The 25,332-nt window shown below is 59.8% G+C and carries 28 protein-coding genes and 1 tRNA gene; 27 read left to right on the forward strand and 2 right to left on the reverse strand.

Annotated features, from left to right (window positions below; all coding sequences use genetic code 11):
• On the reverse strand, nt 1–372 hold the full coding sequence (locus ACWF8S_RS08395; protein WP_447556410.1) for a hypothetical protein: 372 nt from the start codon (nt 370–372) through the stop codon (nt 1–3).
• A gap of 242 nt (nt 373–614) precedes the next feature.
• Between ACWF8S_RS08395 and ACWF8S_RS08400 the strand changes: the two genes are divergently transcribed.
• From ACWF8S_RS08400 to ACWF8S_RS08420, 5 genes are all read left to right on the forward strand, one after another.
• Nucleotides 615–689 (forward strand) — tRNA-Met (locus tag ACWF8S_RS08400).
• A gap of 69 nt (nt 690–758) precedes the next feature.
• Nucleotides 759–1,310 (forward strand): glycoside hydrolase family 24 protein, encoded by a 552-nt coding sequence (locus tag ACWF8S_RS08405; protein WP_447556412.1) that lies wholly within the window; start codon nt 759–761, stop codon nt 1,308–1,310.
• A gap of 30 nt (nt 1,311–1,340) precedes the next feature.
• Nucleotides 1,341–1,691: a phage holin, lambda family gene (locus tag ACWF8S_RS08410; RefSeq protein WP_447556413.1), complete on the forward strand. Its 351-nt coding sequence runs from the start codon at nt 1,341–1,343 to the stop codon at nt 1,689–1,691.
• Complete coding sequence (locus tag ACWF8S_RS08415) at nt 1,688–2,110, forward strand: hypothetical protein (protein WP_447556414.1); 423 nt, start codon at nt 1,688–1,690, stop codon at nt 2,108–2,110. The genes ACWF8S_RS08410 and ACWF8S_RS08415 overlap by 4 nt, the downstream gene beginning before the upstream one ends.
• Before the next feature lie 202 nt (nt 2,111–2,312).
• Nucleotides 2,313–2,714 (forward strand): hypothetical protein, encoded by a 402-nt coding sequence (locus tag ACWF8S_RS08420; RefSeq protein ID WP_447556415.1) that lies wholly within the window; start codon nt 2,313–2,315, stop codon nt 2,712–2,714.
• A 48-nt stretch (nt 2,715–2,762) separates the two neighbouring features.
• Here ACWF8S_RS08420 and ACWF8S_RS08425 read toward each other — a convergent pair whose 3' ends face one another.
• Nucleotides 2,763–3,110: a hypothetical protein gene (locus tag ACWF8S_RS08425; RefSeq protein WP_447556416.1), complete on the reverse strand. Its 348-nt coding sequence runs from the start codon at nt 3,108–3,110 to the stop codon at nt 2,763–2,765.
• A 317-nt stretch (nt 3,111–3,427) separates the two neighbouring features.
• Between ACWF8S_RS08425 and ACWF8S_RS08430 the strand changes: the two genes are divergently transcribed.
• The 22 genes from ACWF8S_RS08430 (at nt 3,428) to ACWF8S_RS08535 (ending at nt 25,272) form a co-directional block, all read left to right on the forward strand.
• Nucleotides 3,428–3,931: a DUF1441 family protein gene (locus ACWF8S_RS08430; RefSeq protein WP_447556417.1), complete on the forward strand. Its 504-nt coding sequence runs from the start codon at nt 3,428–3,430 to the stop codon at nt 3,929–3,931.
• Nucleotides 3,924–6,005: a phage terminase large subunit family protein gene (locus tag ACWF8S_RS08435; protein WP_447556418.1), complete on the forward strand. Its 2,082-nt coding sequence runs from the start codon at nt 3,924–3,926 to the stop codon at nt 6,003–6,005. The genes ACWF8S_RS08430 and ACWF8S_RS08435 overlap by 8 nt, the downstream gene beginning before the upstream one ends.
• Before the next feature lie 11 nt (nt 6,006–6,016).
• A complete protein-coding gene (gene gpW / locus ACWF8S_RS08440) occupies nt 6,017–6,241 on the forward strand; it encodes a gpW family head-tail joining protein (protein WP_447556419.1) in 225 nt (74 codons plus the stop codon).
• Entirely contained in the window at nt 6,241–7,734 is a 1,494-nt protein-coding gene (locus ACWF8S_RS08445) for a phage portal protein (RefSeq protein WP_447556420.1), read from the forward strand. The genes gpW and ACWF8S_RS08445 overlap by 1 nt, the downstream gene beginning before the upstream one ends.
• The gene (locus tag ACWF8S_RS08450) at nt 7,735–8,913 is read left to right on the forward strand and encodes a Clp protease ClpP (protein ID WP_447556421.1); all 1,179 of its coding nucleotides are present in this window, start codon (nt 7,735–7,737) and stop codon (nt 8,911–8,913) included.
• A gap of 35 nt (nt 8,914–8,948) precedes the next feature.
• Entirely contained in the window at nt 8,949–9,314 is a 366-nt protein-coding gene (locus ACWF8S_RS08455; RefSeq protein ID WP_447556422.1) for a head decoration protein, read from the forward strand.
• A 66-nt stretch (nt 9,315–9,380) separates the two neighbouring features.
• A complete protein-coding gene (locus ACWF8S_RS08460; RefSeq protein WP_447556423.1) occupies nt 9,381–10,388 on the forward strand; it encodes a major capsid protein in 1,008 nt (335 codons plus the stop codon).
• A 10-nt stretch (nt 10,389–10,398) separates the two neighbouring features.
• On the forward strand, nt 10,399–10,704 hold the full coding sequence (locus ACWF8S_RS08465; protein WP_447556424.1) for a hypothetical protein: 306 nt from the start codon (nt 10,399–10,401) through the stop codon (nt 10,702–10,704).
• A complete protein-coding gene (locus tag ACWF8S_RS08470; protein ID WP_447556425.1) occupies nt 10,704–11,288 on the forward strand; it encodes a phage tail protein in 585 nt (194 codons plus the stop codon). The genes ACWF8S_RS08465 and ACWF8S_RS08470 overlap by 1 nt, the downstream gene beginning before the upstream one ends.
• 9 nt (nt 11,289–11,297) lie before the next feature.
• Nucleotides 11,298–11,726 carry a phage tail terminator protein gene (locus tag ACWF8S_RS08475; RefSeq protein ID WP_447556426.1) on the forward strand — a complete coding sequence of 143 codons (429 nt, stop codon included), beginning with the start codon at nt 11,298–11,300 and terminating at the stop codon, nt 11,724–11,726.
• A gap of 35 nt (nt 11,727–11,761) precedes the next feature.
• Nucleotides 11,762–11,974, forward strand: a complete 213-nt coding sequence (locus tag ACWF8S_RS08480; RefSeq protein WP_447556427.1) for a hypothetical protein — start codon at nt 11,762–11,764, stop codon at nt 11,972–11,974.
• Nucleotides 11,955–12,917 carry a phage tail tube protein gene (locus ACWF8S_RS08485; RefSeq protein WP_447556428.1) on the forward strand — a complete coding sequence of 321 codons (963 nt, stop codon included), beginning with the start codon at nt 11,955–11,957 and terminating at the stop codon, nt 12,915–12,917. The genes ACWF8S_RS08480 and ACWF8S_RS08485 overlap by 20 nt, the downstream gene beginning before the upstream one ends.
• Before the next feature lie 111 nt (nt 12,918–13,028).
• Nucleotides 13,029–13,370 carry a hypothetical protein gene (locus ACWF8S_RS08490; protein WP_447556429.1) on the forward strand — a complete coding sequence of 114 codons (342 nt, stop codon included), beginning with the start codon at nt 13,029–13,031 and terminating at the stop codon, nt 13,368–13,370.
• Between the two features lie 62 nt (nt 13,371–13,432).
• The gene (locus ACWF8S_RS08495; RefSeq protein WP_447556571.1) at nt 13,433–13,714 is read left to right on the forward strand and encodes a DUF1799 domain-containing protein; all 282 of its coding nucleotides are present in this window, start codon (nt 13,433–13,435) and stop codon (nt 13,712–13,714) included.
• A 76-nt stretch (nt 13,715–13,790) separates the two neighbouring features.
• Nucleotides 13,791–14,312: a hypothetical protein gene (locus ACWF8S_RS08500; RefSeq protein ID WP_447556430.1), complete on the forward strand. Its 522-nt coding sequence runs from the start codon at nt 13,791–13,793 to the stop codon at nt 14,310–14,312.
• A 370-nt stretch (nt 14,313–14,682) separates the two neighbouring features.
• Nucleotides 14,683–15,612: a Rha family transcriptional regulator gene (locus tag ACWF8S_RS08505; RefSeq protein WP_447556431.1), complete on the forward strand. Its 930-nt coding sequence runs from the start codon at nt 14,683–14,685 to the stop codon at nt 15,610–15,612.
• An 18-nt stretch (nt 15,613–15,630) separates the two neighbouring features.
• Complete coding sequence (locus ACWF8S_RS08510; protein WP_447556432.1) at nt 15,631–15,915, forward strand: hypothetical protein; 285 nt, start codon at nt 15,631–15,633, stop codon at nt 15,913–15,915.
• Between the two features lie 78 nt (nt 15,916–15,993).
• The gene (locus ACWF8S_RS08515; RefSeq protein ID WP_447556433.1) at nt 15,994–16,773 is read left to right on the forward strand and encodes a hypothetical protein; all 780 of its coding nucleotides are present in this window, start codon (nt 15,994–15,996) and stop codon (nt 16,771–16,773) included.
• A 105-nt stretch (nt 16,774–16,878) separates the two neighbouring features.
• Complete coding sequence (locus tag ACWF8S_RS08520) at nt 16,879–22,347, forward strand: hypothetical protein (RefSeq protein ID WP_447556434.1); 5,469 nt, start codon at nt 16,879–16,881, stop codon at nt 22,345–22,347.
• Complete coding sequence (locus ACWF8S_RS08525; protein ID WP_447556435.1) at nt 22,347–23,294, forward strand: hypothetical protein; 948 nt, start codon at nt 22,347–22,349, stop codon at nt 23,292–23,294. The genes ACWF8S_RS08520 and ACWF8S_RS08525 overlap by 1 nt, the downstream gene beginning before the upstream one ends.
• Complete coding sequence (locus tag ACWF8S_RS08530; protein ID WP_447556436.1) at nt 23,291–24,184, forward strand: hypothetical protein; 894 nt, start codon at nt 23,291–23,293, stop codon at nt 24,182–24,184. Before ACWF8S_RS08525 ends, ACWF8S_RS08530 begins: the two co-directional genes overlap by 4 nt.
• Nucleotides 24,181–25,272, forward strand: coding sequence for a hypothetical protein (locus ACWF8S_RS08535; protein WP_447556437.1), 1,092 nt, complete (start codon nt 24,181–24,183; stop codon nt 25,270–25,272). The genes ACWF8S_RS08530 and ACWF8S_RS08535 overlap by 4 nt, the downstream gene beginning before the upstream one ends.
• Nucleotides 25,273–25,332 lie beyond the last annotated feature (60 nt).

Below are 25,332 nucleotides of genomic sequence, written 5' to 3' on the forward strand. Positions count from 1 at the left end.
TCAGATCTCCCCGTTGGCGATTAGGCCAAAGCCCGGGTTAAATGGCGCGGCAGTTTCGGCGGGCGCCGCTTTGCTGGCTTCAAGGGCGGCCACCCGCATGGCACGCTTCATTTCAGGGGTGACGGCTATGGTACGACCTTTGCGGAAGGCTTCTTCAAAGCCGTACTGACGCGGGTTGACGCTTTTGGGGGAGTAGCGCAGGAATCCGTAAACGAACATTTGCGCTTCTGCATCTGTATAGCCAAGGGCAATAGCTTGTTCTTCTGCCACTACTTGGCGCCCTTGCCATTCGCAGTCAGCCCAGTGCTTGGCATTGCCTTCGGCTTCGCGCTGATCAAAAATGGCATTGAGAGTATTCATTTCGTTGGACATGGTCGTCTCCTTGGAGGAACAAAGCTGGCGGTGTGCCGCTTTGATGTCTTTAATATAGCTCGTTTCGAGCTATAAAGCAAGATGTCTTGATATAACTTCTCCTCAATCGCATGAGCCTTAGTGTTTAAAGGTTGTGCAAATCCCACGACACGGTTACTATTCTTCTAGGCTGGCGCTAAATGACGCTAGCCGCCACACACTACCAAGCCCTGCCGGTTACCCGGCGGGGTTTTTGCGTTTCTAGCGGGCGAGAAAGACGGTAAGTCGCCGGGCTCATAACCCGGAGAGAAGTGGTTCGACTCCACTGCCCGCTACCATTTCCCTTTGCGTGGCCTTGCGGCTGCGTTTGCCCCGGTGCTGGGGCCCTTTACACTTCGGTTGCCCCTATGCCTGTTATCACTCCCGCTCAAGCCGGTGGCGTCAACGTGTGCGCGTTTCTCGACATGCTCGCGTTTGCCGAGCTGCATACGCCCATGCTGAAAGACCCGCGTACGGACAACGGGTACCGCGTCATCGTCGGTTCGCTGCCCAGCAAGTTGAACCTGATGGCCAGCTACGACGATCACCCGCGCCAGCTGATAAACATTCGTAAGGGGCTGAGCAGTACGGCGGCAGGGCGGTACCAAATCCTGTCGCGCTTCTGGGATCACTACCAGCCGGCGCTGGGTCTACCCGACTTCGGGCCGCTGAGCCAGGACAGGTACGCGATCCAGCAACTGCGCGAGCAGCGAGCGCTACCGCTGATCCAGGCGGGGCGTATCACTGACGCGATCGCGCGGTGCTCGAACATCTGGGCGTCACTTCCCGGCGCCGGTTACGGGCAGCATGAACACTCGCTCCAGCGTTTGCTGCTCGAGTTCAAGCGCGCCCAGGGCAAGCTCTGCGACGTGGACCAGACCTGGTACGAACGGGCGCTGCTGAAGCGCCGCGCCGCTTAATCATTCTCCTGGCCGCCGAGGTGGCCACACATGCACAAAGCCGACGAGCCGGACGCGATGCCGAACAAAGACCCCAACAACTGGCACGCGCTGATGGATTTCATCATGAGCGTCTGGCCTCAGATATACGCCGCCGGGCTGGCGATGTTGATTGCCCTGGTGCGCGCCATCCACGCAGGAGGGCGACCCATGAAGAGCTTTCTCGAAGCTGTGCTGTGCGGCTTTCTCACGCTGTCATTGATGCCGCTAATCGAGTATTTCGGCTTCTCCCAGAACATGGCTGTTGCTGCTGGTGCCGCGATCGCCTTTCTCGGTGTTGAGTGGGTGCGCGAACGCCTGGACGCGCTGTACGAGAAAATCATTGGACGGTGGCTCAAGTGATTACTCGCTGGCTGAGTAGCGCTACAACCTGGTTGCTGGCGGGGCTGATCGCGCTGCTGGTGTTTCAGTTTCAGTACGCCCAGCGATTGGGCGCTGAACTGCAATTAGCTGAGGCCCGGGAGGAGCATGAGCGCAGCCGCGCCGACATCCTTGTGGAGAGTCAGCGCGAGCAGCGCCAGCAGAACCAAACCCTAAGCCGATCGCTGGCCGAGCGGGACCGCCTGTTGGGCGAGATCGCCGCAGACATGAGCGCCAGCCGTACAGCGTTGGAACAACTGGGAGAGAACGATGCAGAAGCCCGCGCGTGGATGGATAGCCTTGTTCCTGTTGGCATTGCTGACTGGGTGCGCCAGCTCCAGACCGGAGCCACTTCCAGCGCTGAATCAGTGCCCGGTCGTTCCGGAGCACCTCACCAATGAAGTGCCTGCGCCTAAGCAAATTCTACAGAGCAACAGGGGGCTACTTGAGCTTATAGCTCAGTACGAATCGCTGCGCCGTCGGGTTAATGCCGACAGAGCGGCGGTAGTAGATATACTGGCGGACGGTATTACAAAAGAATAATCGGTTTGACTAGCTGAAAATCTCAGGCGATAAAATGCTTAAATTTTCAGGATGCAAACTATGAATATTATCGAAATTCGGAAGCTTTCACACAGAGCCTTCCATAAAGGTTACATAGTAGTATTCGACGTAAAAGTAGGCTGGAAGGTTGAAGCTGACAGAGACTTCGTTAGAAGCGATCAGGCCCTAAGCTTCTGTACAGAGGCTTTATTCGAACACTACGCGGCTTTGCCGGATGAGGATGACCCAAAGCAAAGGCCCATACGAGATATAGAAACAGAAGATGAAGTGCTTCTAGGATTTCAGGAAACGAGTAGCGACTTCATGTTTTTTGCTTTGGGTGAGCGGTTTGATCAGGCAAGTCTTGAAGAGGTGCTAGAAGCTTGTAAAGAGCGCTGCTTCTTCATGCCGCAATACATTATCCAGCATGGAAAAGTCGTCTTCTACGAAGACGCGGCATGATCTCCGAAGTTGCTAATGGCTGAATAGTATCTGCTTCATCACAGCCGTTTATAAGGCAGGTTGGTTGGCTGTAAGCGATGTATCGATACTGCATTGAACATCTAAAAGTACATCCAGCCACCGCTCTGCTGAAGCGTTGCTGCGTACCGTGAAATAGCGCTCAGCGTTACGAAGGGTGGGCTGATAAATCAGCTCCTCACTTTCAGTCATGGGCCCAGAATTCACTGCTAGTTTGCCAGTATTAGCACCTGCCCGGATGCGATCCTTCAAGGCTTGAAATCTTTCTTTGTGTTCTGAAGTAGCTTTGAAGCCGTAATCCGAGGCTATTTCTATTAAGTCTTTTAGCTCATCGCTAATACTTTGTAGTTCATATTGAACTGCGTCTGGGTTGTCCATTTGATAGGTCCGGCAGTAAGTAAGGTCTGAACATTCTAAGCGCTGCTTTGGCGAATGTGAAAACGAGTCAAGCGCGCCCTTAAATGTGACTGAAAAAAACGCGGGTCCTTTCCCGTGACAATGCGCAAACCACGGGGAAAAGCAGCCCCGGATTTCGTGAAATTTTCGGGTTTTCAGGGTGTACCGCCGCAGGTGGTATAGATCCCGCGTGGTTGCTGGGCGCGTAACCTGAGCGAGCTGTACATCGCGGCCGCCGTTTTCAATCAATTCATGTACAGCTGAGCGGGGGTACATCGCGCCGCAAGAGGTGGGCATCCATGGGAGACGTGGTAGACAGCAAAGATGCCTATAACTGGTCGGTGTCCCGCATCGCCCAGGCGTTTGAAATGGACCGGCGAACGGTCACAAAACGACTGCAGGAAAGTGGCGTTATCCCGGCGGGATCGAAGCGGGGTAATGCCGTTTACGCGTTGGCCGATGTTGGCCCGGCGCTCTACCAGGAAGTAAAGCCAGCGCTCGCCGGCGGCGGTAATTTCGACGATTACCCCGACGCCCGTAAGGCGTGGTTTCAGTCAGAGAACGAGCGGCTGAAATTCGAGAAAGAGATCAAGACGCTTATCCCGGCTCATGAGTTTGCCCGGGAAATGAGCAGCCTGGCCAAAACGGTGGCGGCGGCGCTGGACTCGCTGCCCGATGCGCTCGAGCGCGACGCTGGCCTGGCGCCGGACGCGATCGAGCGGGTGCAAGAGGTCATCGACGCGCTGCGCGAGCAGATGTATCAGGCCGTGGTAGCAGACCAGGAGGACGGTGCCGATGACTAACACCGCCAACGCCGCCGCGATTCGTCACGATGTGGCCACGCTGCTACGGCCGCCGCGCCGGGTGCGGGTTAGCGAATCGGTCGCCGAGTCGATGTACGTGGTTCACGGTAACGGCACCAAAACGCTGTGGAAGCCGGATAAAACGCCCTACATGGTCGAGCCCATGGACTGCCTGGCCTCGCGCAAGTACGACGCCGTGATCTTTATCGGCCCAGCGCGAACGGGTAAGACCATCGGCCTGATAGACGGGTTTATCTGCTACAAAATTATCAACGATCCAGCCGATGGGCTGGTGGTGCAGATCACAGAAGCCAAGGCGGCCGAGTACAGCAAGAAACGCTTAAAGCGTTCCTTCAATGCCTCGCCGGATATTGCCAAGCGGCTGAGCCCGCGCGGGCATGACAACAACGTTCACGACATCATGTTTAAAGCCGGCAATATGCTGGCGATCAAACATCCATCAAAGAACGTGTTCGCTTCGTCGGATTACCAGTTTGTGCTGCTGACCGACTACGACCGGATGACCGAGAACGTGGGTGGCGAGGGCTCGGGCTGGGTACTGGCCAGCAAGCGAACGCAAACGTTTGGCTCCACCGGGATGACCGCCGTGGAAACCTCACCGGGCCGGCCAGTGCTGGACGCCGATTGGCAGCAGCCGGAGAGCGAGCCCCACAAGGCGCCGCCCACCACCGGCGGTCTGGATCTTTACAACCAGGGCGACCGGCGGCGGCTCTACTGGCAGTGCCCGCAGCGCAAGTGCCGCCAGTGGTTTCAGCCGATACAGGAAAACTTCAATCTTGAGAGCGGGCACGTCTTTTGTCCGCACTGCAGCGCCGAAGTAGACCCCCGGCTAAAGCGTCAGTTGAACATTGACGGCGAGTGGATACCCGAGGGCTGCGAGCTGACGCTGGACGGTGAGCTGATCGGCACGCCCCGGGAAACCCGCATCGCGTCGTTTTGGATGGAAGGGCCGGCAGCATCGGACCAAACCTGGGCGTCGCTGGTGAGCAAGCTGGCCGCCGCCGAGGAGACGTTTCAAAGCACGGGCAACCAGAAAGACCTGCAGTCGGTCACGAACGTGGATTGGGGGCGGCCCTATATCAACCGCACCCCGGGCACGAAGCGCTCGAGCCAGCGGCTCAAGGATCGCGGCGAAGGCTACCAGGCGCGCACCGTGCCCCACGGCGTGCGCTTTCTCACGGCGGCGGTGGATGTTCAGGGCGGGAAGGACCGCCGCTTTGTCGTGCAGATTCACGGCTGGGGGCCGAACCGCGAAACCTGGCTCGTCGATCGCTTCAACATCAAACATGATCGCGGTCCGAACAACGACCAGCCCGAGCGGCACATCAACCCGATGACACAGCCCGAGGATTGGGATTTGCTCACCCGGGACGTGCTGAAACGTACCTACAAGCTCGCCGACGGCACCGGCCGACGCATGCCGATACTGGCCATGGCCGTCGATACCGGCGGCGAAGGCAAGGGCACCGAAAGCGTGACCTCGCAGGCCTACGAATACCACCGCCGCTTGCTGCGCGAAGGCGACGGTCTGCACGGGCGCGTCTACCTGCTCAAGGGCGGTAGCGGCAAGAGCAATAGCCGGATTCGCAAGACCGAGCCGGACAACACCAAACGCAAGAGCCGCAAGAGCGGCGCGCGCGGCGATGTACCGCTTTACCTGCTGGGTACCGACCTGCTCAAGGACACCGTGGCGGCGATGATCGACCGCGAACAGCCCGGCGCCGGTTACATGCATACCCCGGAATGGTTGCAGCTGTGGTGGTTCGACGAGCTGACCTACGAGGTGCGCGACCCGGCCACCGGCAAATGGTCAAAACCCGGCGGCAAGCCGAACGAGGCGTTCGACCTGTTCGTTTATAACCTCGTCGTGTTCATCCTGCTGGGCGGCGAAAAGATCAACTGGCAGCACCCGCCGACATGGGCCGACCAGTGGGACGCCAATTTATTGGTCTTCACCCCGGACGACCCGAACGCCGCCATCCCCGAGCCACCCAAGGACAAGCCCGCGCCCCAGGCGCGCCGGCGGCGTCGCGTCGTCAAGCCGAAACTCTAGGAGCACCACCCATGGCCTATACCACCGAACAGCTTGCCGAGGTTCGGCAGGCCATCGTTGCGCTGAGCACCGGCCAGCGCGTCGTATCCATTACCCAAAACGGCCGAAAGGTGGAGTTTGCCCAGGCGAATCTGGGTGATCTTAAAGCGTTCGAGCGCGAGATGGCCCGCAGCCTGCTGGCCGGACAGCGCCGCCGTAGTCGCACACGCTCGGTTGTCACCGGCAAGGGGCTTTGATGGTCACGAACAAGCCCCGCATTCGCATGACGGTACGCGATGGCCAGCAAGTGCCGGTGAGAGCGTATTACGAGGGCGGTAGCCATAAACGCCGAATGGCAGGCAAGGGCACCGCGATTACCGGCCCCAATGGCCCCATCGAAAACTCGCTGGCCACGCTGCAGGCGCGTAGTCATCACGCGATACGCAACAACGCCTACGCCGCCAGTGCGAAAGAGAAATACGTTGCCAACCTGGTGGGCACCGGCATCAAGCCCCAGTGGGGCGACCCCAAAATACAGTCGCTTTGGGACCAGTGGGTAAGCGAGAGCGACGCCGACGGCATCGACAATTTCTACGGCCAGCAAGCACTGGCCGCTGGCGCCCAATTCGAGGCGGGCGAGGTGCTGGGGCGTTTTCGGTACCGGCGCACCAGTGACGGCCTGAGCGTGCCCCTGCAGCTGCAGGTGATCGAGGCCGAACACCTGGACCCGACTTTTTCCCAAACGATCGGCAATCGCCTGATCAAGATGGGCATCGAGTTCGACCCCATTGGCCAGCGCAGCGCCTTTCACCTGTGGCGGTACCACCCCCACGAAAACCTGACCACTACGCTCAACACGCGGGTGCCGGTACCGGCGGATAACGTCATTCACATGTACCGGCGCACACGCCCTGGGCAGCTGCGCGGGGTGCCGGAGTTAACCGCCGTCATCGTGCGGCTGTACGAAATCGACGAGATGCAGGACGCCACGCTGGCGCGCCAAAAACTGGCGCAGCTGTTTGGCGCATTCGTGAAGCGCAAGACCAGCCAGGACCCGGAGGACGACGGCCCCAACTTCGGCGCGCTGGTGCGCACGCCCGGCGAAATGGACCAGCTCGAGGAGTTCACGCCGGGCGGTATTCACTACCTCGAAGATGACGAGGAAGTGACGTTTTCGGCGCCGCCGGATATTCAAGGGCAGTACACCGAGTGGCTGCGCACCGAGCTTTTGGCGGTGGGCGCCGGGGCCGGGCTGACGTATGAGCAAATGACCGGCGACCTGAAAGGCGTCAACTACTCAAGCATCCGCGCCGGGCTGTTGGAGTTCCGCCGGCGCGCGGAAATGCTCCAGGCGCATTTGATCGTCCACCAGTGGTGCCGGCGCATCGCCGCCAAGTGGCTTGATGTGGCCGTGACCAGCGGCGCGCTGCGCATTGCCGGTTACTGGCAACAGCGTAAGCAGCTGCTGGCCATCGACTGGATCGCGCCGAAGTGGAGCTGGGTCGACCCGCTCAAGGAAGTATCCGCCGACCTGCTGGAAGTGCGGGCCGGTTTCGCCCCGCGCAGCGAGAAGGCCGGCGAGCGCGGCTGGTCCATCGACCTGCTCGATGCCGAGATCGCGGCCGGCAACCGAAGCGCCGACGACCACGCGCTGGTGCTCGATTCCGACCCCCGCGCTACCGCGAAAAACGGCGGGCTCCAGAAAGCGCTGGAAGGTCTTGCCACCACCGAAGATGAAGAGGACGACTAAATGCCCTGGTTTACAGCACAAGCTCTCGCGGATAACCCGCGCGTGGCGCATATCGCCATTGACCAGCCGATCGGCTCGGATTGGGCGCCGGATTGGATCAGCGATTTTACCGGCGAGAAACCGGCGCGCGAGTTGATCGCCGCCATTGACGCGCTGGGCGAGCTGGACGAGATCCACATCGAGCTGAATTGCCCCGGCGGCGACGTGGCCAGCGGCGTGCGCATCTACAACTACCTGAAAGGCCACAGCGCCCAGGTCCATACGAAAGTCACCGGCATGGCCGCCAGTATTGCGGTGACGATCATGCTGGCCGGCGATACCCGCACCATGGGCATCGGTACCACCGTGATGACCCACCGGGCCAGCTCACTGATGCTGGGGTTCTTCAACGCCAAGGAAATGCAGGACACCGCCGCCAACCTGACCAAGTTCGATGATGCGATCGTCAGCCTGTTCGTTGCACAGACCGGTAAGACGACCGAGGAGGTCAACGCACTGCTGGATCAAGGCGACGTGGTCATGGGCGCCGATGAAGCGATCGAGTGGGGGCTGGCCACCGCAAAAGACGCCCAGCTCCAGGCGGTGGCCTGCGCCGATATGTCCCGCTTCAAGAAAGAGCTGGCGCAGTACGGCGAGCTGGTCAACCTGCGCGCCCAGGTGGGCGGCGGTAACACCACCATGAGCGCCGCCGACGCGCTGGCGCTGGCGTTCGACCTGACCCCCGAACAGGCCGAAACCCAGGCGGCCGATCTGGGCGATCAGATCATCGCGCTACGCCAACAGGGCGGCGGTAGCGGCGAGGGCCAACCGCTGGCGCTGATTGCCCAGGCGCTGAGCCTTGAGCCGTCCGCTATTCAGCAAACCCCGCAAGCCGCCGTCGATGCCATCCAGGCGCTGCAGGCTGCCCAGCCCGATCAGGTGCTGGCCACCGAGCGCACCCGGGTGAACAGCATCATCAAGGCGTGCCAGACCGCCGGCCAGCCGCAGCTGATGGACAAGCTCATCGGCAACGGCATGGATGAACAACAGGCCAGCGAGTACGTGTACGACGTAGCGGCCGCCGGCGGTGACAGCCAGGGCATCCAGAACAGTCATTCCCCCGAAGGCGGGCAAAAGCAGGCGGCGCAGCCCAACTACGCCAACGCCTACGCCCGCTACAACCGCAAGCCCGGCGCTTAACGGGCGCTTCACTTCACTGACCAGGAGCATGACCCATGCCCAAGATTCAACACGAAGGCCCGCGCACGGGCGAGCACGTACTTTCCGAGGCCAGCGGCGCGCGCTCGCGTGAGCAGGGCGTACTGGCCGAAGGCAAACACCCCGCCGGCACCGTGCTGGCGTTCAATGGCACCGGTGGCTACGTGGCAGTGAAGCCGGGCGCCGACGATGGCACCGAGTCAGCCCGGGCCGTGTTGTACCAGGGCGCTGATGCCACTGAGGCACCGGTACCGATCACCGTGCATGTGCGCGCTTGTGAGGTTCACGGCGCTGCGCTGACGTGGCCCAAAGGCGCCGACGATGCCGTAATTGCCGCTGGTACCAACGACCTAGTCACGCGCGGCGTCATCGTTCGCGACTAATCACCATCCAGAGCGTGTGCCGCGTTGGGCGGCGCGTAACTCGATAGATAACGAGAGAGGCACCCTATGTGGGACGAGATTTTTGGTAGCGATGCGTTTGCCCTGCGATCCTTGACCGCAGCCATCAACGACGTTGAATACACCCCGCGCCGCTTGGGCGAGCTGGGGATTTTCGACGCCGCCGGTATCACCACCACCCAGGTGGTGATCGAGAAAGATGGCGACAAGCTGGCGCTGGTCGAGAACAAGCCGCGCGGCGCGCCGGCCACCGTGGTGGGACGCGATAAGCGCAGCGTTATCCCGTTCATGACGGCTCACCTACCGACCCGGGCCACCATTCTGGCCGACGAGGTGCAGGGCGTGCGCGCGTTTGGCACCGAGAGCACCGCCGAGCAACTGCAAGCGGTCATTAACAAACGGCTGGCCAAGATGGCCCGCCGTATCGACGTAACCCACGAGTATCACCGCATTGGCGCGGTAAAAGGGCTGGTGCTCGATACCGACGGTAAAAGCGTGCTGTATGACCTGTTTCAAGCCTTCGGTATGAAACAAACGACGGTGCCCATGGCGCTGGATACCGCCGGCACTGATTTGCAGCTCAAGTGCCTGGACATCCTCGAAGCCATGGAGAAAGGGCTGGGCGATCTGTTTTTCGACGGTGCCCGCGTGCTGTGTGGCAAGAATTTCTGGCGCAAGTTCGTTTCGCACAAGGCAGTCAAAACCGCCTACGAGCGCTGGGAAGACGGCGCCCGGTTGCGCGATGACCTGCGCGTCGCGTTTCCGTTTGGCGGTCTGCTGTGGGAGCGCTACCGGGGCACGGTGGGCGATGCCGCGTTCATCGGCGACGACGAAGCCTACGCCATGCCCACGGGCAGTGACGAGCTGTTTATCAGCCGCTTCGCCCCGGCCGACTACATGGAAACCGTCAATACGCTGGGCCTGCCGTTTTACAGCTCGTCCGAGCGGCTGCCGCACGGCAAGGGCGTGGAGCTGGAGGCGCAATCCAACCCCGCGCACCTCAATACCCGCCCGCAATCCTGCATCAAACTGGTGGCCGGCAGTGGCGCCGGTTAACGGGTGACGTATGGCCTTTTTCGACCAGTACGCGCGCCGTCTGAACAAGGCGGCGATTGACCACCTCAGTGATGGCCTTTGTACCTACCACCCCGAACGGGGCGCCGATGTTCTCCAGGTGCCTTATCAGCTCAACCTGTCATACGAAACGGTCGATTCTCAGGGCTTCGATGTGCGCGTGCCGGCGCTGACGCTGCCCAAGGATCGCGTGGGCGATATTGACCGGGGCGATGACTTCACCGTGGGTGAACGGCGGTGGAAATACAACGGCTTTATCGAGGACGACGGCGCGTTCGTGACCATTGAGGTGACGTGATGATCAATAGCCACCGGCACAACATCAACGAGCTGCAGGCGCTCAAGCAGCGCTTTGACCCCAGGAAGGTCGAGCGAGCGTTTACCCAAGCGCTCGATCGCACGACCCGCAAAGCGGCCACCCACATATCGAGAGACATTCGCGGTACCTATACCGTGAGCGCTGCCGATGTGAAACAGCGGCTCAAGATTCAGCGTGCCCGGCGCGATGCGTCGCGGTCGCTGCTGTACACCGGCCGCCGCCTTCCGCTGGATAATTTCAAGCCCAAAGAAAAAATGGTGCGCACTACGGCCACCAGCCGCCGGGGCAATCAGTTCAAGACCCGGCGGCGCGGGGCCACGGTGCGCGTGCGCAAGGATCGTGGGCGGCAGCTGGTGCCAGGCGGTTGGTTGGCCAAGGGGCGCATCCTGCGCCGGGCGGATTCCGCCGACAACAAAAGCCAACCGCGTATGCAGTTTGGCCCCTCGATCCCCGGCATGGTGGCCCACGAATCCACGATTCAGAGCGCCCAGGACCTGGTGCGCGAGGATCTGCCCCGACAGTTCAGCGACCGCATGGACTACCTGCTGGGCCGCAACGAGTAGGAGTACCCGATGCAGGACTACGACATAACGCCGCTGATTATCGAACGCCTCAAGGCGCAGTGCCCGGGGTTCGCGTACGTCGACGAGGCATGGTTTTCCAAGCCGGTCGACGACTACGACAAGGACACCCCGGCTGCGCTGGTGTACATCGGCGAAGACGCCGGCGCCGCCCCCAGCGAGTTAAACGGCCGGCAGGCCGTCACGACGACCTACGGCGTTTTTATCGTTTGTGAGCGGGGCGATACGTTCCGCGCGCAGCGTCACGAAGTGCGCGAGGCGCTGTTCGGCTGGCAGCCCCCGGGCACGAACGGCGTCATGGCGTATCACGGCGGCGAGATGGCCGAGATCCGCGGCCGATACGTTTGGTGGCGGGAATTCTGGAAGGTCGTAACGCCCACCGCGCTGCAAGCGGCCCGCCCCCGCACCATGACCGTTTAACTCACCCATCAAACTCAACGACAGGAGGGGCACCCATGCCCAACCCGGAGCAACAGGGCGGCCGCTGGCGCCGCGAAAAGGGCAAGCTCGAGCAGGTGAGCGCGCCCGCGAAAGAGCAAGCACTGGGCGCGCACGCTGAGCACCCCAGCAAGGCGAAAGCACCCAAGGCCGCACCGGCGAAAGCCAACACCGGCGCGAAATCCACTGCAAAAGTGAAGGGTTCAGGCGATGACAGTTCCACTTCTTGAACGAAAAAAAGCGCTACTCGCCGGGATCGAAACGGACTATGGCAAAGCCGTGGCGCCGGAAGACTGTTCCCTAATGCTGGTCACCGAGCTGTCTGCAAGCCCGTATGAGGGTAATACCGTCGAGCGTACGCGCTTGCGCGAACACCTTGGCGGCTACGCGCAGATCAATACCGGCCCCACGGTTCAGCTCCAGGTCACAGTGCCCTGGAGCGGCAGCGGCAAGGTGCCGGGCGAGGGCACCGAGCTGACCGCCCCGATGATCGGTAAGCTACTACGCGGCTGCAAAATGCGCGAAACCCTCGACGTGGACGCCGGCGAGATCCAGTACGACCGGATCAGTGGCGAGGGCGATTCGCTGACGCTCTACTACCGCCACGACGGCCAGCAGCAGCGCATTCGCGGCTCACGCGGCACCGTCACGGGTACCGGCAACACCGGCGCGATGCCCACGGTGTCGTTCACGTTTACCGGACTCTATGAGCGGCCGGAGGTCGTCGAAGCGCTGGATCTGGTCATCGAGGATTGGGCCGACGAGCTGCCGGTGAATTTCCAGAACACCACGAAATTCAACATCCATGGTTACGAGGCCATTGGCCAGAATTTCAGTGTGGACCTGGCCAACACCGTCACCCCGCGCAACCTGGTTAACTATGAGGGCATCCACGTAACGGATAGCACCCCTACTGGCCAAGTGTCGTTTCAGGCGCCGCGCCTTGACGAGTTCGACGTGTTCGAGCGAATCGAGTCGCACAAAGTGGTGGCCACCGCACCGATTGGATGGGAACACGGTACCCAGCCCGGCAACATCGTCGGCATTCGCGGCCGCAAGGCGCAGCTAACCGGCGTCAGCAACCAGGACAGCGACGGCATTACCCATTACCAGTGCGACGTACGCTACCTGCCAGAGCTGGGCGACGACGAGCAGACCTGGTACTTCAAATAACCCCGCCCAATAAAGCGTGACAAGTTCACGTAATTAAATAACGACGCCACGCCCGCTTATGCGGGCGTCGTCGTTTCTAGCCTTTCCAAAATACATATCGGAGTTACCAAGATGGCAGGATTTGTAGTCGGTATTGCGTCGGTCGTTACCAAAGTCACCACTCAGCGCCCGGGCCGCGAGGAAGAAGAGTTTTACGCCGAGATCCGCATTCACGACCGCGACGAGCAGGACGCGCTCAACAAGCGGCAAGAAGACGGCGAGATCACCGGTAAAGAGATCATGCGCGCCGACTTGCTGGCTATTACCGGCCTGCAGGATGGCGACGGTAAAGCCGTCGATGCGCCGCCGGAAATGATCGACAAAATGTTTAACGACCCCTACGCGGGTAACGGCATCATGCGCGCCTGGCACCGGGTCCAGAACGGTCTGCCGGAGGAAACGGCAAAAAACTAAACGCCCTTGGGCGCCTGTGGGCCGGTGCCCAGGGGGGCGGTAAGAACGAGCTGGAGGGCGATCTGGCCGCGTGGGGGGTCAAGACCCCCGAGCGGTACCAGAACGCCCAGCAGCGGGCCGAGGTGGTCGTATGGCCCTGGAATGCCGAGGCGTTCGACGTGTTCCGCGACTGCGCGAGCCAGTGGCGTTATCTGGCCCCGCCCATGGCCAACCCGGTGGCGCTGGGTATCGAACGCTCCCAGCTGGAAAGCACCATGCGGATGCTGGGGGTTACGAACCAGCTTGATACGCTGCGCAAGATCCAGCACATCGAAGCGGGGGCGTTGGAGGTAATGCGGAAATAACAGAAAAAATTAGCCCTTTCATACATTTTGCTATGTAGGGCCTTTAGCACTTTAATTTTTTTTAATGGAGGCTAGTATGAATGCGTACCCAAATATTACCGAGGGCCGCATGACTACGTACGCTGATTTGCAAGCAGTCTATAAACAACATCGTGATGCTCAAACTGCTTACTACTTAAAGCTTGAAGAAATAGTAAAGCGGATCATCAAGGGCTATGCCGAGCACCTCGGTGTCCAAGACAAATTCGCACCCATGAATGACTCTATGGCACCGTATGTAGCCCAAGGAAGGTTAATCGGAAGTACTTTCGAACCAGACAATTCTTTCGAAGCTCGCCCAATGCGTGGCAAAGAAATGCATACGCAGATCTGCGTAGTCATTGAGGAATCTGAACGATCAACTCGAAGAGCTCCAGTTGTTGTTGATCTGCGAATTTGGAAAGAACAGGGTACTTATCACTACATCCTTTCAGCTCCACTCTCACTTGATAAGCCAGGTATTGAAGGTCGCATACTTGGTGAATCTGATTATAAAGAATTGTATGAGGACATTAGTGAAATACTGCTGCGCGTCTTGGATCCAGAGCCCTTCAAATGAAAATGCCCCGCCCAAGCGGGGTTTTTTATGCCCGGTCGAAAAGCCACTGTAAATCCAAACAGGCCCATCGACAGGATTGGGAAGCGGTGCGCGCGGCCCCATAATAGCGGGACCGCTTGACGCCTGCGCCAAGTTGGGCCAACATTCCCTTGCCGCTGCAAAATCAGTGGCTCGGGTGTGGTAGCCCGAAGAGATGCAGGCGCACAGCGCCCCAAGGCGCTTTTTTTGTGTCCGTTATGGCGGGCCGTGCGTGGGACACCTTCGGGTGTGCCGGGTTCCTGTATCTCCGGTCTACCACCCCGCGTACGGCTCGCCTCCATCATGTGGTAGTGACTAGGCGAGCTCCAATTTTGATACGGGAGTTCAAGTCATGACGGCTATCAACGCAGCACAGATTTCCACCCAGCCAGAAGCTTTTATCCACACCGTCCAAGGTGCGCTTAAAACCACCTCCATGAAGGTGGCAGAGGCTTTTGGTAAGCGCCACGCTCACGTTCTTCGAAAGCTAGATGAGCTTGATTGCAGCCCAGAGTTTGCGTCAGCCCATTTTTGGGCTCACGAAGAAACTATCCAGGCAGGTGCCGTAAAGCGTCGTTCTAAAGTGGTTGAGATGGATAAAGACGGCTTTATCTTTTTAGTGATGGGTTTTACCGGTCAAAAGGCTGCACAGATCAAAGAAGCTTATATAAATGCTTTCAACTGGATGGCGGAACAGCTGGGCCGAGCGCCCACCAGCGTCGAAGATCGCAAGCCCCTGAACCGCGCCGTGCGCACCCTCGCGAATCTGCGCAGCGCCCAGGGCGACAGCGCTGACTATGCCGGTATGTGGAAACTCGTCAACGGCTACCTCGGGCTGGCGCATATCGAAGACGCCACCCCGGCGCAGGTCGACCGCGCTATGGTCTTCGTGCAAGAAAGTATCGAGCGTGAAACGCAGAAGATCATCGAGGGCGACTACCTCGCTCGCCAGGCCTTGCCCGAACCGGAACCCGCGCCCGCGATTCATTACCCCATGGCGGCCTGGCCGGAGATCAATCCGCAGCTCAAACAGGATTGGGCCAACGACCTGCCCACGGTGCACGCCAACCGCCATTGGGTTAAGGCGCGGCACCTGCACGGTGAAAGCGCACCGTCGCCCACCATGCGTCTGCTCGGTCAGTTGAAGAAAGCGGGGTTCGACGTAAGCTGCTGCGAAGCCGAAGTGCTGGCAATGCGGCACCATATCGGCGAGGCGGACTCGACCCGGCGGGAAGTGGAGCGGTTGATGGGGCGAACACACAGCTTGCCGGTTACGGCGTAATAAAGGGAGGGCGTGAATATGACGATCAACTATGAAGCAGTGGGCCGTTGCAAACACTTGGGTGATGAGATAGGACGACTCACAAGAGAGAGGGCGCAAGTATTGCGAACCCTGTCGGATAGCCTCTCAATAGACGCCGAAATTCAGGCCAACCAGTATTCGGTACCACTAGTCAAAACCGAGCATCATTATCAGAAACTGCAGAAGATTGATCGCCTGACCAGCGAAATTCAGGAAAAGGTCGAAGAGCATAATGAGTGGGCGCGCGAAGCAAATGCCCATCGGCTTGTGTTCGAGAGGTAGGCTCTCCACCTAACGCCTAGCCAAACTTAGTCAAGTGCGATACGTTCCCTGTTGAGATGACTCAACGGGGATTCTTTCGTGGCCGAATATTGCCGAAACTGCGCCGTCGAGCTGGAAGGCGAAGAGATCGCGAGCAAGTACTATCGCGGGTTTTGTAAACCCGGCGAGAGCTACTGGGAGCTGTGCGAAGGCTGCGGCGGCTTCGTTGAGATCGACCATAACGGGTGGCGCTTGGGAACGCGGCGCAGTTTGGAGGAAATATCGATGGAGCAGCAAAATTTACCAGATCGCGAGCGCTGGTTTATTTGGGTGGCATTTGCGTGGGGGCTCGCCGTAATTGCTTGCCTTGCGAGCATCTATTTAATTTCAGAGTTTGGGTATATTGAGATACCTAGTTCAAGTAGCCGCTTCGTTACAACGCGAGAGCCTAATGTATTGATATGGAGCGTCGGCATAGGCCAAGCAGTCGGCTCTATTTTCTTCGCGGTTGTCGTCCATATGATCTACAGCATCCACCAAAATACCTGCGATCAATTAACTGAAATATCACGACAGTCGCTAGAGACGATGTCTGGTCAAGTCGAAACTGAGGAGGCCATACCAGGCCAAGGCCTTCGACTAGTCAGCGTCCAGTCAACATCGCCACTTAGAGGGGCGTTCAAGGCAGGCTATATTATCGAGAGCGTTAACGATAAAGCCGTTGTGAATCTAAAGCAGGCCGAAAGCCTTGTTAAGCCAGGCCGCAATAAATTCGAATTCATGACGGCAGAGGGTCAGAGGTACGTTAATTGGGTTCATTTGAAACCAGGGCCGTGGCTTGTTGAGGGTGAACCCGTCGAGGCACCCCAGCAAGAGTAGCCAGCATTTAATAGTAGCCCGCCTTTAGCGCGGGTTTTTTAATACCTGAACATAACCAGCCCGCACCGTGCGGGCTTTTTTGTGCCCGCAATTTGAGGTGGTCGAATGGCCCAGCGTTTTGTTACCGAATTTGTCATTGATGGTGACGCCAGCGGCGGCGTGCGCGCGTTCAACGATACCCAGCGCAGCGCCGACCAGCTCAACCGCAGCATGGAAACGGGCACGCAGCGTACCGCTGAATACACCCGCGGGATCGGCTCAGCAAGTCAAGAGTTGCAGGTGCTGCGTCGCGTGGCTGCGCCGGTCACGGCCCTGGTGGCGGGGATGTTCACCGCGAACACGCTAAAGGGTCAGGTCGATTTTGCCGACCAGGTTCAGAAAATTAACCTTCGCATCGGGGCAAGCACCGAGTTTTTGAGCGAGATGAATTACGTCGCGGAAATGAGCGGCGTGAAATTCAGCGAGCTGGCTACTGCGCTGCAGCGGCAAACCCGGCGCATGTCCGAAGCCGCCAATGGCGGCGGGCCGATGGTCAAGACGCTGGAGGCGCTCAACCTGAACGCCACCGAGCTGGTGCAGCTGGCGCCGGAGCAGCAGTTTGACCGTATTGCTCAAGCGTTGGGCGGCGTCGCGAATGAAAGCGATCGCGTGGCCATGGCCCAAAAGATTTGGGACAGCGAGGGCGTGAAGCTCTTGCAGATCGTCAACCAGGGCACCAACGCCATCCAGATGCAGCGTGAACAAGCCCGCGCGTTGGGTCTGACAATAAGCACTGAAACCGCCAACGCCATGGCGGGGTTCAATGATGAAATGGCGCGTGTCAATTTCGCTGCTCAAGGCTTGGCGCAAACGCTACTTGCCGAGATCGTGCCCGGCATGACCAGCACGATGCAGGCCACCAACGAGCTGATTCAGGATCTCGGCGGCGCCGAAACGGTTATTGCGAACCTCAAGGATGGAACGCTGCTTTTCAGTGGAATCATGGCCGGACGGCTGGTGGGGTCCTTGGCTGCGACTACAGCAGGAACGTATAAGCGAATAGCGGCTGATCGCCAAAGCATTCAGGCAGAGATTGCCGCTACGCAGGCTGCTGTACGCCGCACGGCGGCAGAAAAGCAATCTGCCATGGCGTTTTTAAGCACGGCGCGCCTAGAGGAGCAGGCGACACGCGGCACGGCGGCCCATGCCTTGGCATTGGATAACTTGAGTCGTGCCCGTGCTCAGGCGGCCACGGCAGCAGGCGCGCATACGTCGGCCACCGCAGCAAGCACGGCTGCCATGGGGCGCAGTACAGCCGCCGCAGGGGCCTTGCGAGGCGCTTACGCTTTAATAGGCGGCCCTGTGGGTGCCGCTGTTATGGCTGGGGCCGCCGCATACTATTTCCGCGATTCACTGGGCTTCACCTCAGCCGCTGCGCGCGAAGCCAAGCAGGAAATCGACCAGCTGGTCGGCAGCATGGACGATTACACCGAGGCGCAGTATCGCAATAACCGCGTTTCTATTGTTCAAGATTTAGCAGAGGCGCGCGTAGAAGCTGAAAAGCTGTCACGCCAGATTCTTGAGCTGCAAGACCAAAGCCGCGAAGAGGGTATCCTTTATCAAGGCCGAGGCGGCGCCGCTACCAGCCAGCTCCAGGGTCTGCGTGCTGAGCTACAAGAACAGCAACGCATCGTGCGCGCCAATGAAGAGGGTTTGCGCCAATACGATCGAGCTTGGCAAGACGTACTCGAAGGCCAAGTGTCGGGCGTTAGCATTTTTCGCACGCTCGACCAGTGGTTGATGAAAAGTGGTGATTCCCTCAGAACGTTTAACGCCTCGCTGGGTGAAAGCGGCGACAAATGGGACGACTACATCGGCAAGCTGACCAGCGCGCGCGACGTGCTGGGCATGACCGCCGCCGAAGCCGCCGCGTACGCGGCCCAGCAGGAAGGCTACAGCGGGCTTTATTCAGAGCAAGCCGCCGCTGTGGCCGGCCAGACCGACGCGCTTAACAGCTACCGCCAGGCCGTGGCCAGCGGCAACGAAGCCGAAGCCACCGCGCACCTTGAGCGCGCACAGCGTTACGCCGAAGCCGAGGCGATGGTGAAGGCCCAGCTCGAAAACATCGCGACGCTGACCGGCTTGCTCCAGGGGGTGCAGACCGAGCTATCCGCGACCGCGCTTTCGGCGGCGCTGGTGGTAGGCGATGGCGCGGGCGCGGCATCCGCCAACATCGCTAACGCGATCAAGGCGATCAACGAGCGCGCGGCCGCGATTCGCCAGACCACCACGGTCACGGTCAAGAATACCGCCGCGAGCCGTGACGCCGACAAGGCGGCGCAGGAAGCCAAACGCGCCGCCGATCAGCTCGTGAAGTCGTACGATAGTCAGGTCGCGAGTCTCAAGGAAGAAATCGCCCTGTTCGGCGAAACCGGCGACGCCGCGAAGCTGCGTTATGAGATCGAGCACGGCAAGCTCAAGGATCTGGCACCGGACCAAAAAACGCACCTGTTGCAGCTGCGCGAGGAGCTGGACCTCAAGGAGAAACAAGCCAAGGCCACCGCCGATTTTAAGAAGCGCACCGACGATTTAGTCAGCACGTACGACCGGCAGGCGCAGCAAGCCAAAAAGCTGAAAGCGGACATCGAGGCGGTCAACGCGGCCTACGCCGACCCGGCCGTCGAGATGAGCGCCGAGCAACACGCGCGCATGCTCGCCGAGATCAATCACCAGCAGTACATGCTTGCGCTGGAAAGCGAAACCACGTTCGCGGCCATGGCCACGGCGTGGGAAAACAGCGTTAAGCGGATGGATGACGCCGGCGTGCAGTTCTGGCGCGGGTTCCTCGACGGCACCGGCAACGCGATGGACCAGTTCAAGAGGCTGGTGACGGATAGCGTCGCCGAAGTTGCGCACGCGCTGATCACCCGCCCGCTGGTCATCGGGCTGCAAACGCAGATCGCCGACGGCATGGGGCTCGGCCCCGGCGGTATGGGGGCCGGAGGTGGGCTGAATTTTGGCGGTATGGGGTCGCTTCGCAATGGCTGGCAGGCCCTGCAGAACGGGTTTAGTGGTGTCCAGTGGGGCGGCGTTTCCACGGGCTACAGCGGTGGTTTCGCGGGTAGTGCCACCGCTGGCATGAACACCGCCACCCAGGGAACCAGCTACCTCGGCGGCAGCATGCGCAATTTTGGCGGCATGCAGGGCGTGGCCAGCATGGGCACCGGCTACGCTGGCGGCCGTGTGGGCACCGAGTTGGGCGGGGCGATTTTCGGCAAGGAGGCGGGTAGCGCTTACGCCGCCACGGCCGGCGCCGCGATCGGTACGTATTTCGGTGGTCCTCTGGGTGCGTTTGCCGGCGGTACCATCGGCGGCGCGCTCGATTCACTGTTCGGTAGCAGCAAATCCGATCCGCGATTGAATATCAGCACGTACGGCACCCGCGAGTCGTTCAATCACGATTCCGTCGCCGAGAGCCGGCTGGGTGTCGTTGGGTTTGGCAAGGGCACGCGCCGCTCGGACGAGCTGTTTGGCAGCATTGAAAAAGAGCGCGAGTTCCTGAAGATCGTGGCCGGGCTCGATGACGTGATGGCTGGCTTGGCACCGACCCCCGCCGTGCTCGAGAAAATGCAACGCGCACTGCAGGGCGTTCACTTGAGCGCGGGCGACGTATCCAGCATTAGCGACATGCTGGTGCAGCGCACCGCCGCCGTGGCCCGTGTGATCGACGGCGATTTTGTCGATTCGCTTATGGCCAGTGGCCTCACCGCCGAGCAGATGACCGAGCGCATGGTGTCGGCAACGTCCGCCATGCAGGTGCTGTCCAGCGCGTCTGGCCGGTTGAACCTGCAGTTCGACGCCACCGCCGCGAATGCCATGCAGCAAGCGGACACCATCGCCCAGTTGATGGGTGGCCCTGATCAGCTGGCAAGCGCTCAGTCGCAGTATTACGACGCGTTCTATACCGAGCAAGAGAAGTTCGACCGCCTCGCACAGGATCTGGGCCAAACGTTTGGCGCCCTGGGCATGCACCTGCCGGACACCCGGGAAGGCGTGCGCGAGCTGGTCGAGGGGCTTCAGCTCGCCGATGCCGCCGGCCAGCGACAACTGGCGGCGGTGTATCAAAACGTTGGCGGTCTGAATCAGTACATCGACACGCTGCAGCAGCAGCGCGACGCGGCGAACGATGCCACCGGCGCGCTGGAGGGTATTAACGACTCACTGCGCACCGCCGCCGACATCGCGCGTGAGCGATCCGGCATTGAGCGCGAATGGCTGCAGCTGACCGGCAATACCGGGGAACTGCGTCGCCTTGAATTGATGACGTTGGATCCGTCCAACCGCGCCCTGAAAGCCCGCAATCACGCCCTGCAGGACGAGCAAGCCGCACAGGAGGCGGCGACCCGTGCCCAGCAGGAACGCAACCGGGCCATTCAACAGGAAGCCCAGGCGCAGGCCCAAGCGATTAACCGTCTCATGTCTGGCGTCCAGGGGGCGTATCAGTCGCTGACCTCGTCAATTCAGGCGGAGCAACAGGTACTACGCAACGCGTACGACGCGACCACCGCGAGCATCAACGCCAACATCGACCGTGTACGGGACGGCATGAACGCCACCGAGCGCACCGCGCGGGGTTTGACCACCACCCTGGACAAGATGATCGAGCGCGAAATGGGGCTCGAATCCTCGCGCCGGGACGCTCAGAGCTACCTGCAGCAAGTGCTGGCCAGCGGCGGGCTGGGTGACGCTGAGCGTCTCGACAAGGCGCTGGGCGTGATTGCTGAGCCGTCCGAGGGCTTGTTTGCGTCGTTCGAAGACTACCAGCGCGATTTCTGGAAAACCGCCAACCTCATCGACGAGCTGAACGACCGCGCCGACGGCCAGCTGACGACCGAGCAGCGCTCACTATCGGCGCTCGAACGTCAGCTGACGAGCGCAGAACAGCAGCACGACCGCGCGATGGGGCGGTTGGATAGCGTACTGGCGGCGGAGTCCGCCCAGCTCGAGGCGATGTTCGGGCAGCAGGACTGGCTGCAAACGATCAATGGCAGCGTGCTGAGCCTGGGCGATGCACTGGCCGGGCTTCGCGCTGCGCAGAATACGGCGGCGCCTCGCTCCAACGCCACGGTGAAAGAGGCAGCGGGGTATATCTCATCGCAAACTGCCGGTGGCTGGGACGAGAAAGACGCAGCGATCGGCTGGGCCGCCATCGAAAACGGCGTCACGTCGGCGCAGCTGGCGGCGTCGTTGGGTAAATCCCAGCAATACGTGCTGGACCGTGCCCAAACGCTGGGCCTGCCCAAGTTCCGCGACGGCGGCATCGCCACCGGCCCCATGAGTGGCTACCCGGTGGAGCTGCACGGCACCGAAGCGGTGATCCCGCTACAGAACGGGCCGGTGCCGCTGCGCATCGAGCAGAGCAATCAGCATAACCCGTTGCTCGAAGAGCTGCGCCGCGTCACCCAGCGGCTCGAAAGCGTCGAACGACAGCTCGAGGAGGCCAACAGCATCAACGTGGGCATCGCCGAGCATAACGCGAAGCTGGCCAGCGAAACCGAGCGCATGCGCCGTAAAGCAGAACAGGAGAGCGCGTAATGCGAATTCTGGTACCCCTGGACACCCTCGCCGAGCACATCAAGCGTAGCAACGTGCCCGACGACGAGGTGCCCGTGTATGACCCGGCCGCGACGTATACGCGCGGCGAGGGCGCCGAGATCGGCAACCTCGCCGTCGAGGGCGACACGGTTTACGAGTACGTCGGCCTCGAGCCGATAAAGGGGCTGGCGCCCAGCGAGGGTGAGCGAAAGGTGCCCAAGCAATGGATCGTGCATCGCACCACGAACCCAACGGCAATGTGGAACGGCATCATCGGTGATGCGACGAAAAGCGCCGAGCCGTGGTTCGAGGGCGAAGGGCGCGGCATCCAGTTCGAGATCGAGCCCGGGCGCCGCGCCGGTGGTGTCGCGTTCTTCGGGCTGCGCAACGTCGACAGCATCCGCGTCGAGATGATCGACGCGAACGAAGGCGTGGTGTACGACGAAACGCGCAGCATGCGCTCGAAGCGTGGCATCAACAGCTATTGGGCGTGGCATTGGGAGCCGATCGAGCGCCGCGTGGATGCGCTGTTCGACAAGCTGCCGCCCTACGTTGCCCGCCTGCGTATCAGCCTGAAGGCCGCCGGCGATCAAATCGCCGAGTGCGGCGCGTGCTTGATCGGCGCCGTACGCCAGTACGGGTTCATCGACTGGAAAAGCGGCGGCAAGGTGCTGAGCTTCACCGAAGCGACGCGCACCCGAGGTGGCCGGCTGGAGCTGCGCAAGGGCGAGGTCGTCAAGGCGGGCAGCTTCCGGGTCAGCGTGAGGGGCGATGAAAGCGACGCGGTGATCAAGCGATTGACCGACATCGAGGGCACGCGCGTGGTGTTCATGGGTACCCCCATGTACGAAACCGCGCTGATCTACGGCATCTATGAGGGGCTTACGTTCGTTTACGAGAACAGGGCCTTCCACAACTACACCATGGACGTATTAGGGCTGACATGAGTATACCCACGATTCCCGACGCACCTGATGTGCAGCAGTTCGACCTGATCCCCCTGCGCAACATGGGCGATGATGAAATTTTCGAGCGGGCGAGTAACGATTTCTGGCCCCGCATCAAGCCGTTTGCCGAGGATCTCAAGGCGAGCACGCAATGGATGATGCGCGCGCTGGCGATTGTGCAGCAAGGCCATTCCGAGAGCACTACAGCGGCCCAAACGGCCACCGATAAAGCCGGGAAGGCAAACCAGAGCGCCCAGGAGGCAGACGCTTCCAAAAAGGCCGCCGCCGAATCAGCGGCCTCGGTGAAGCAAAGCGCTGATGATGCCGCCAGAGCAAACACTGAGAGCCAGGCCGCGCGTGATAAAAGCGTCGCGGCGGAAAAGGACGCGAAGCTGTGGGCGAGTCAGGCTCAGCAACTGGTGACCGGCGATACGCCGATCACCAGCCTCGCATCGGGGGAGCTCAAACAGCCAAAGGATTACGTGAGCGTCGATGCAAGCGGCGCCGTGGCGGTTCGCAACGTTGCCCGGGATGTGAGCGAGCAACTAACCCGGGGCGATCAGGCCGCCAGTTTTTCCCGGATTAATTACGCCGCCGGGGAGGTCACCGATGTACTGGACCTGAACGCCCGCCGCGTTTTTCGCCTAACCGGCGACGACGACACCGTGTTTAGCCTGTCGCTAGACAATGTGCCAGATGCGAACCCGGACGAGGCCATTCTGGTGGTGGTCAATATCTACGGCAAGCCGGCCGTGGGGTGGCCGGAGGAGTGGCAAGACCCGGAGCTTTGGGATACCGGCGACCTGCCTAAGCTGGGCGATAGACGATCCCAGGTAACGGCGCTGTTCGATGGCGTGGAATGGTCACTTTCTTTGAGGATAGCAAAATGATGGAAGCGTCTTTAGTAGGGAGTTCAGGGTTGAAAAGAAGTTTAGCCTTGGCTACACGTAATGAGGTTAAACTTGTGAATCCAGAAGACCCTAGTGATAGCGTAAACTTACCTCTGCCTGAACGGGCTGTTGTTTTTAGGGTTGAATTTTTCCCCAGTGGGCGTTATGTAGTAGTGACGGGTAGAGTCGAAGGGTGGACCCCGGGGTGGGTGTGGGTTTTTGATGTAATCAAGATGGAGATAGTCGCCTCATATAGCGATAATCTCATGTCAAACTCGGCTTTAGTTGTTAATTCCCTCACAGTATCCAGTAATAATGAATACATTGCAGTAGTTTCAAGAGATACGGGTACACTTATAAGAACTTACTCTTGGGTCTTTTACTTCTCAGGCTCGGAGCTTTCTATAATCTATAAGGCAGAGGTAGGGGTTAGCTCTAACGGGTATGGGTTTGCCGCTTTTTCTCCTGACTCTACTTACGCTTTTGTGAGCCCTCCGGGTGAGAGCAGGAAAATTAAAAAAATAGAGCTGAGAGGGCCTGATAAACCTCTGGACGTTAAAGTTTTCACGCCTCCCAAAAATTACGATATTTGTGCCTTGGCGGTCCACCCGGGTACAGGGGATGTTTGGGCGGTTACTCTAGGTGCAATGTATTCAAACTCTTATTTGTGGGTGTTTGATAAGGATCTAAATAGCACGTTACTTGACTACACTATTGATGATGGTCAAGCAACTGTAACAATAAATGAATTAAACTTTGCAGGCGGTGATGCTAATTCACCCGAAGTAGCAGTGATAAACCCTTCCAGGGGTGGAGTAATGCTGTACAATCCGTTTACTTACCGTAGGATTACAACGTCGGGTCAGTCAGCTGCCGCCCGACCTTATTTATACCTCCCCAACTTCACTTCTATCCAATCTTCGGCACAAGGAGACTTTGTCATTTTTAACCTCGGCAGAGGTTCTGGGGTGTTAATTAAGAAAGACTACCCAGTGTATAAAAGTAACTTAAATCTACCTTACGCTAAAGCTGAGGAGATGGAAACAAACCTTGACTTTGCTCATGCCTCTTTTGCCAAGGGTGTTTGACTATGTACATTGAAATTAAAACGGGTATTGAAAAGTCTTTAAAAGAGGTTGATACGACCC

The sequence above is a fragment of the Vreelandella xerophytica genome, from assembly GCF_968048975.1.

What these genes read in the sequence shown, in the direction of transcription:
- ACWF8S_RS08395 (WP_447556410.1), bottom strand. Translation starts at nt 372, where the DNA reads ATGTCCAACGAAATGAATACTCTCAATGCCATTTTTGATCAGCGCGAA.
- ACWF8S_RS08405 (WP_447556412.1), top strand. Translation starts at nt 759, where the DNA reads ATGCCTGTTATCACTCCCGCTCAAGCCGGTGGCGTCAACGTGTGCGCG.
- ACWF8S_RS08410 (WP_447556413.1), top strand. Translation starts at nt 1,341, where the DNA reads ATGCACAAAGCCGACGAGCCGGACGCGATGCCGAACAAAGACCCCAAC.
- ACWF8S_RS08420 (WP_447556415.1), top strand. Translation starts at nt 2,313, where the DNA reads ATGAATATTATCGAAATTCGGAAGCTTTCACACAGAGCCTTCCATAAA.
- ACWF8S_RS08425 (WP_447556416.1), bottom strand. Translation starts at nt 3,110, where the DNA reads ATGGACAACCCAGACGCAGTTCAATATGAACTACAAAGTATTAGCGAT.
- ACWF8S_RS08430 (WP_447556417.1), top strand. Translation starts at nt 3,428, where the DNA reads ATGGGAGACGTGGTAGACAGCAAAGATGCCTATAACTGGTCGGTGTCC.
- ACWF8S_RS08435 (WP_447556418.1), top strand. Translation starts at nt 3,924, where the DNA reads ATGACTAACACCGCCAACGCCGCCGCGATTCGTCACGATGTGGCCACG.
- gpW (WP_447556419.1), top strand. Translation starts at nt 6,017, where the DNA reads ATGGCCTATACCACCGAACAGCTTGCCGAGGTTCGGCAGGCCATCGTT.
- ACWF8S_RS08445 (WP_447556420.1), top strand. Translation starts at nt 6,241, where the DNA reads ATGGTCACGAACAAGCCCCGCATTCGCATGACGGTACGCGATGGCCAG.
- ACWF8S_RS08450 (WP_447556421.1), top strand. Translation starts at nt 7,735, where the DNA reads ATGCCCTGGTTTACAGCACAAGCTCTCGCGGATAACCCGCGCGTGGCG.
- ACWF8S_RS08455 (WP_447556422.1), top strand. Translation starts at nt 8,949, where the DNA reads ATGCCCAAGATTCAACACGAAGGCCCGCGCACGGGCGAGCACGTACTT.
- ACWF8S_RS08460 (WP_447556423.1), top strand. Translation starts at nt 9,381, where the DNA reads ATGTGGGACGAGATTTTTGGTAGCGATGCGTTTGCCCTGCGATCCTTG.
- ACWF8S_RS08465 (WP_447556424.1), top strand. Translation starts at nt 10,399, where the DNA reads ATGGCCTTTTTCGACCAGTACGCGCGCCGTCTGAACAAGGCGGCGATT.
- ACWF8S_RS08470 (WP_447556425.1), top strand. Translation starts at nt 10,704, where the DNA reads ATGATCAATAGCCACCGGCACAACATCAACGAGCTGCAGGCGCTCAAG.
- ACWF8S_RS08475 (WP_447556426.1), top strand. Translation starts at nt 11,298, where the DNA reads ATGCAGGACTACGACATAACGCCGCTGATTATCGAACGCCTCAAGGCG.
- ACWF8S_RS08480 (WP_447556427.1), top strand. Translation starts at nt 11,762, where the DNA reads ATGCCCAACCCGGAGCAACAGGGCGGCCGCTGGCGCCGCGAAAAGGGC.
- ACWF8S_RS08485 (WP_447556428.1), top strand. Translation starts at nt 11,955, where the DNA reads ATGACAGTTCCACTTCTTGAACGAAAAAAAGCGCTACTCGCCGGGATC.
- ACWF8S_RS08490 (WP_447556429.1), top strand. Translation starts at nt 13,029, where the DNA reads ATGGCAGGATTTGTAGTCGGTATTGCGTCGGTCGTTACCAAAGTCACC.
- ACWF8S_RS08500 (WP_447556430.1), top strand. Translation starts at nt 13,791, where the DNA reads ATGAATGCGTACCCAAATATTACCGAGGGCCGCATGACTACGTACGCT.
- ACWF8S_RS08505 (WP_447556431.1), top strand. Translation starts at nt 14,683, where the DNA reads ATGACGGCTATCAACGCAGCACAGATTTCCACCCAGCCAGAAGCTTTT.
- ACWF8S_RS08510 (WP_447556432.1), top strand. Translation starts at nt 15,631, where the DNA reads ATGACGATCAACTATGAAGCAGTGGGCCGTTGCAAACACTTGGGTGAT.
- ACWF8S_RS08520 (WP_447556434.1), top strand. Translation starts at nt 16,879, where the DNA reads ATGGCCCAGCGTTTTGTTACCGAATTTGTCATTGATGGTGACGCCAGC.
- ACWF8S_RS08525 (WP_447556435.1), top strand. Translation starts at nt 22,347, where the DNA reads ATGCGAATTCTGGTACCCCTGGACACCCTCGCCGAGCACATCAAGCGT.
- ACWF8S_RS08530 (WP_447556436.1), top strand. Translation starts at nt 23,291, where the DNA reads ATGAGTATACCCACGATTCCCGACGCACCTGATGTGCAGCAGTTCGAC.
- ACWF8S_RS08535 (WP_447556437.1), top strand. Translation starts at nt 24,181, where the DNA reads ATGATGGAAGCGTCTTTAGTAGGGAGTTCAGGGTTGAAAAGAAGTTTA.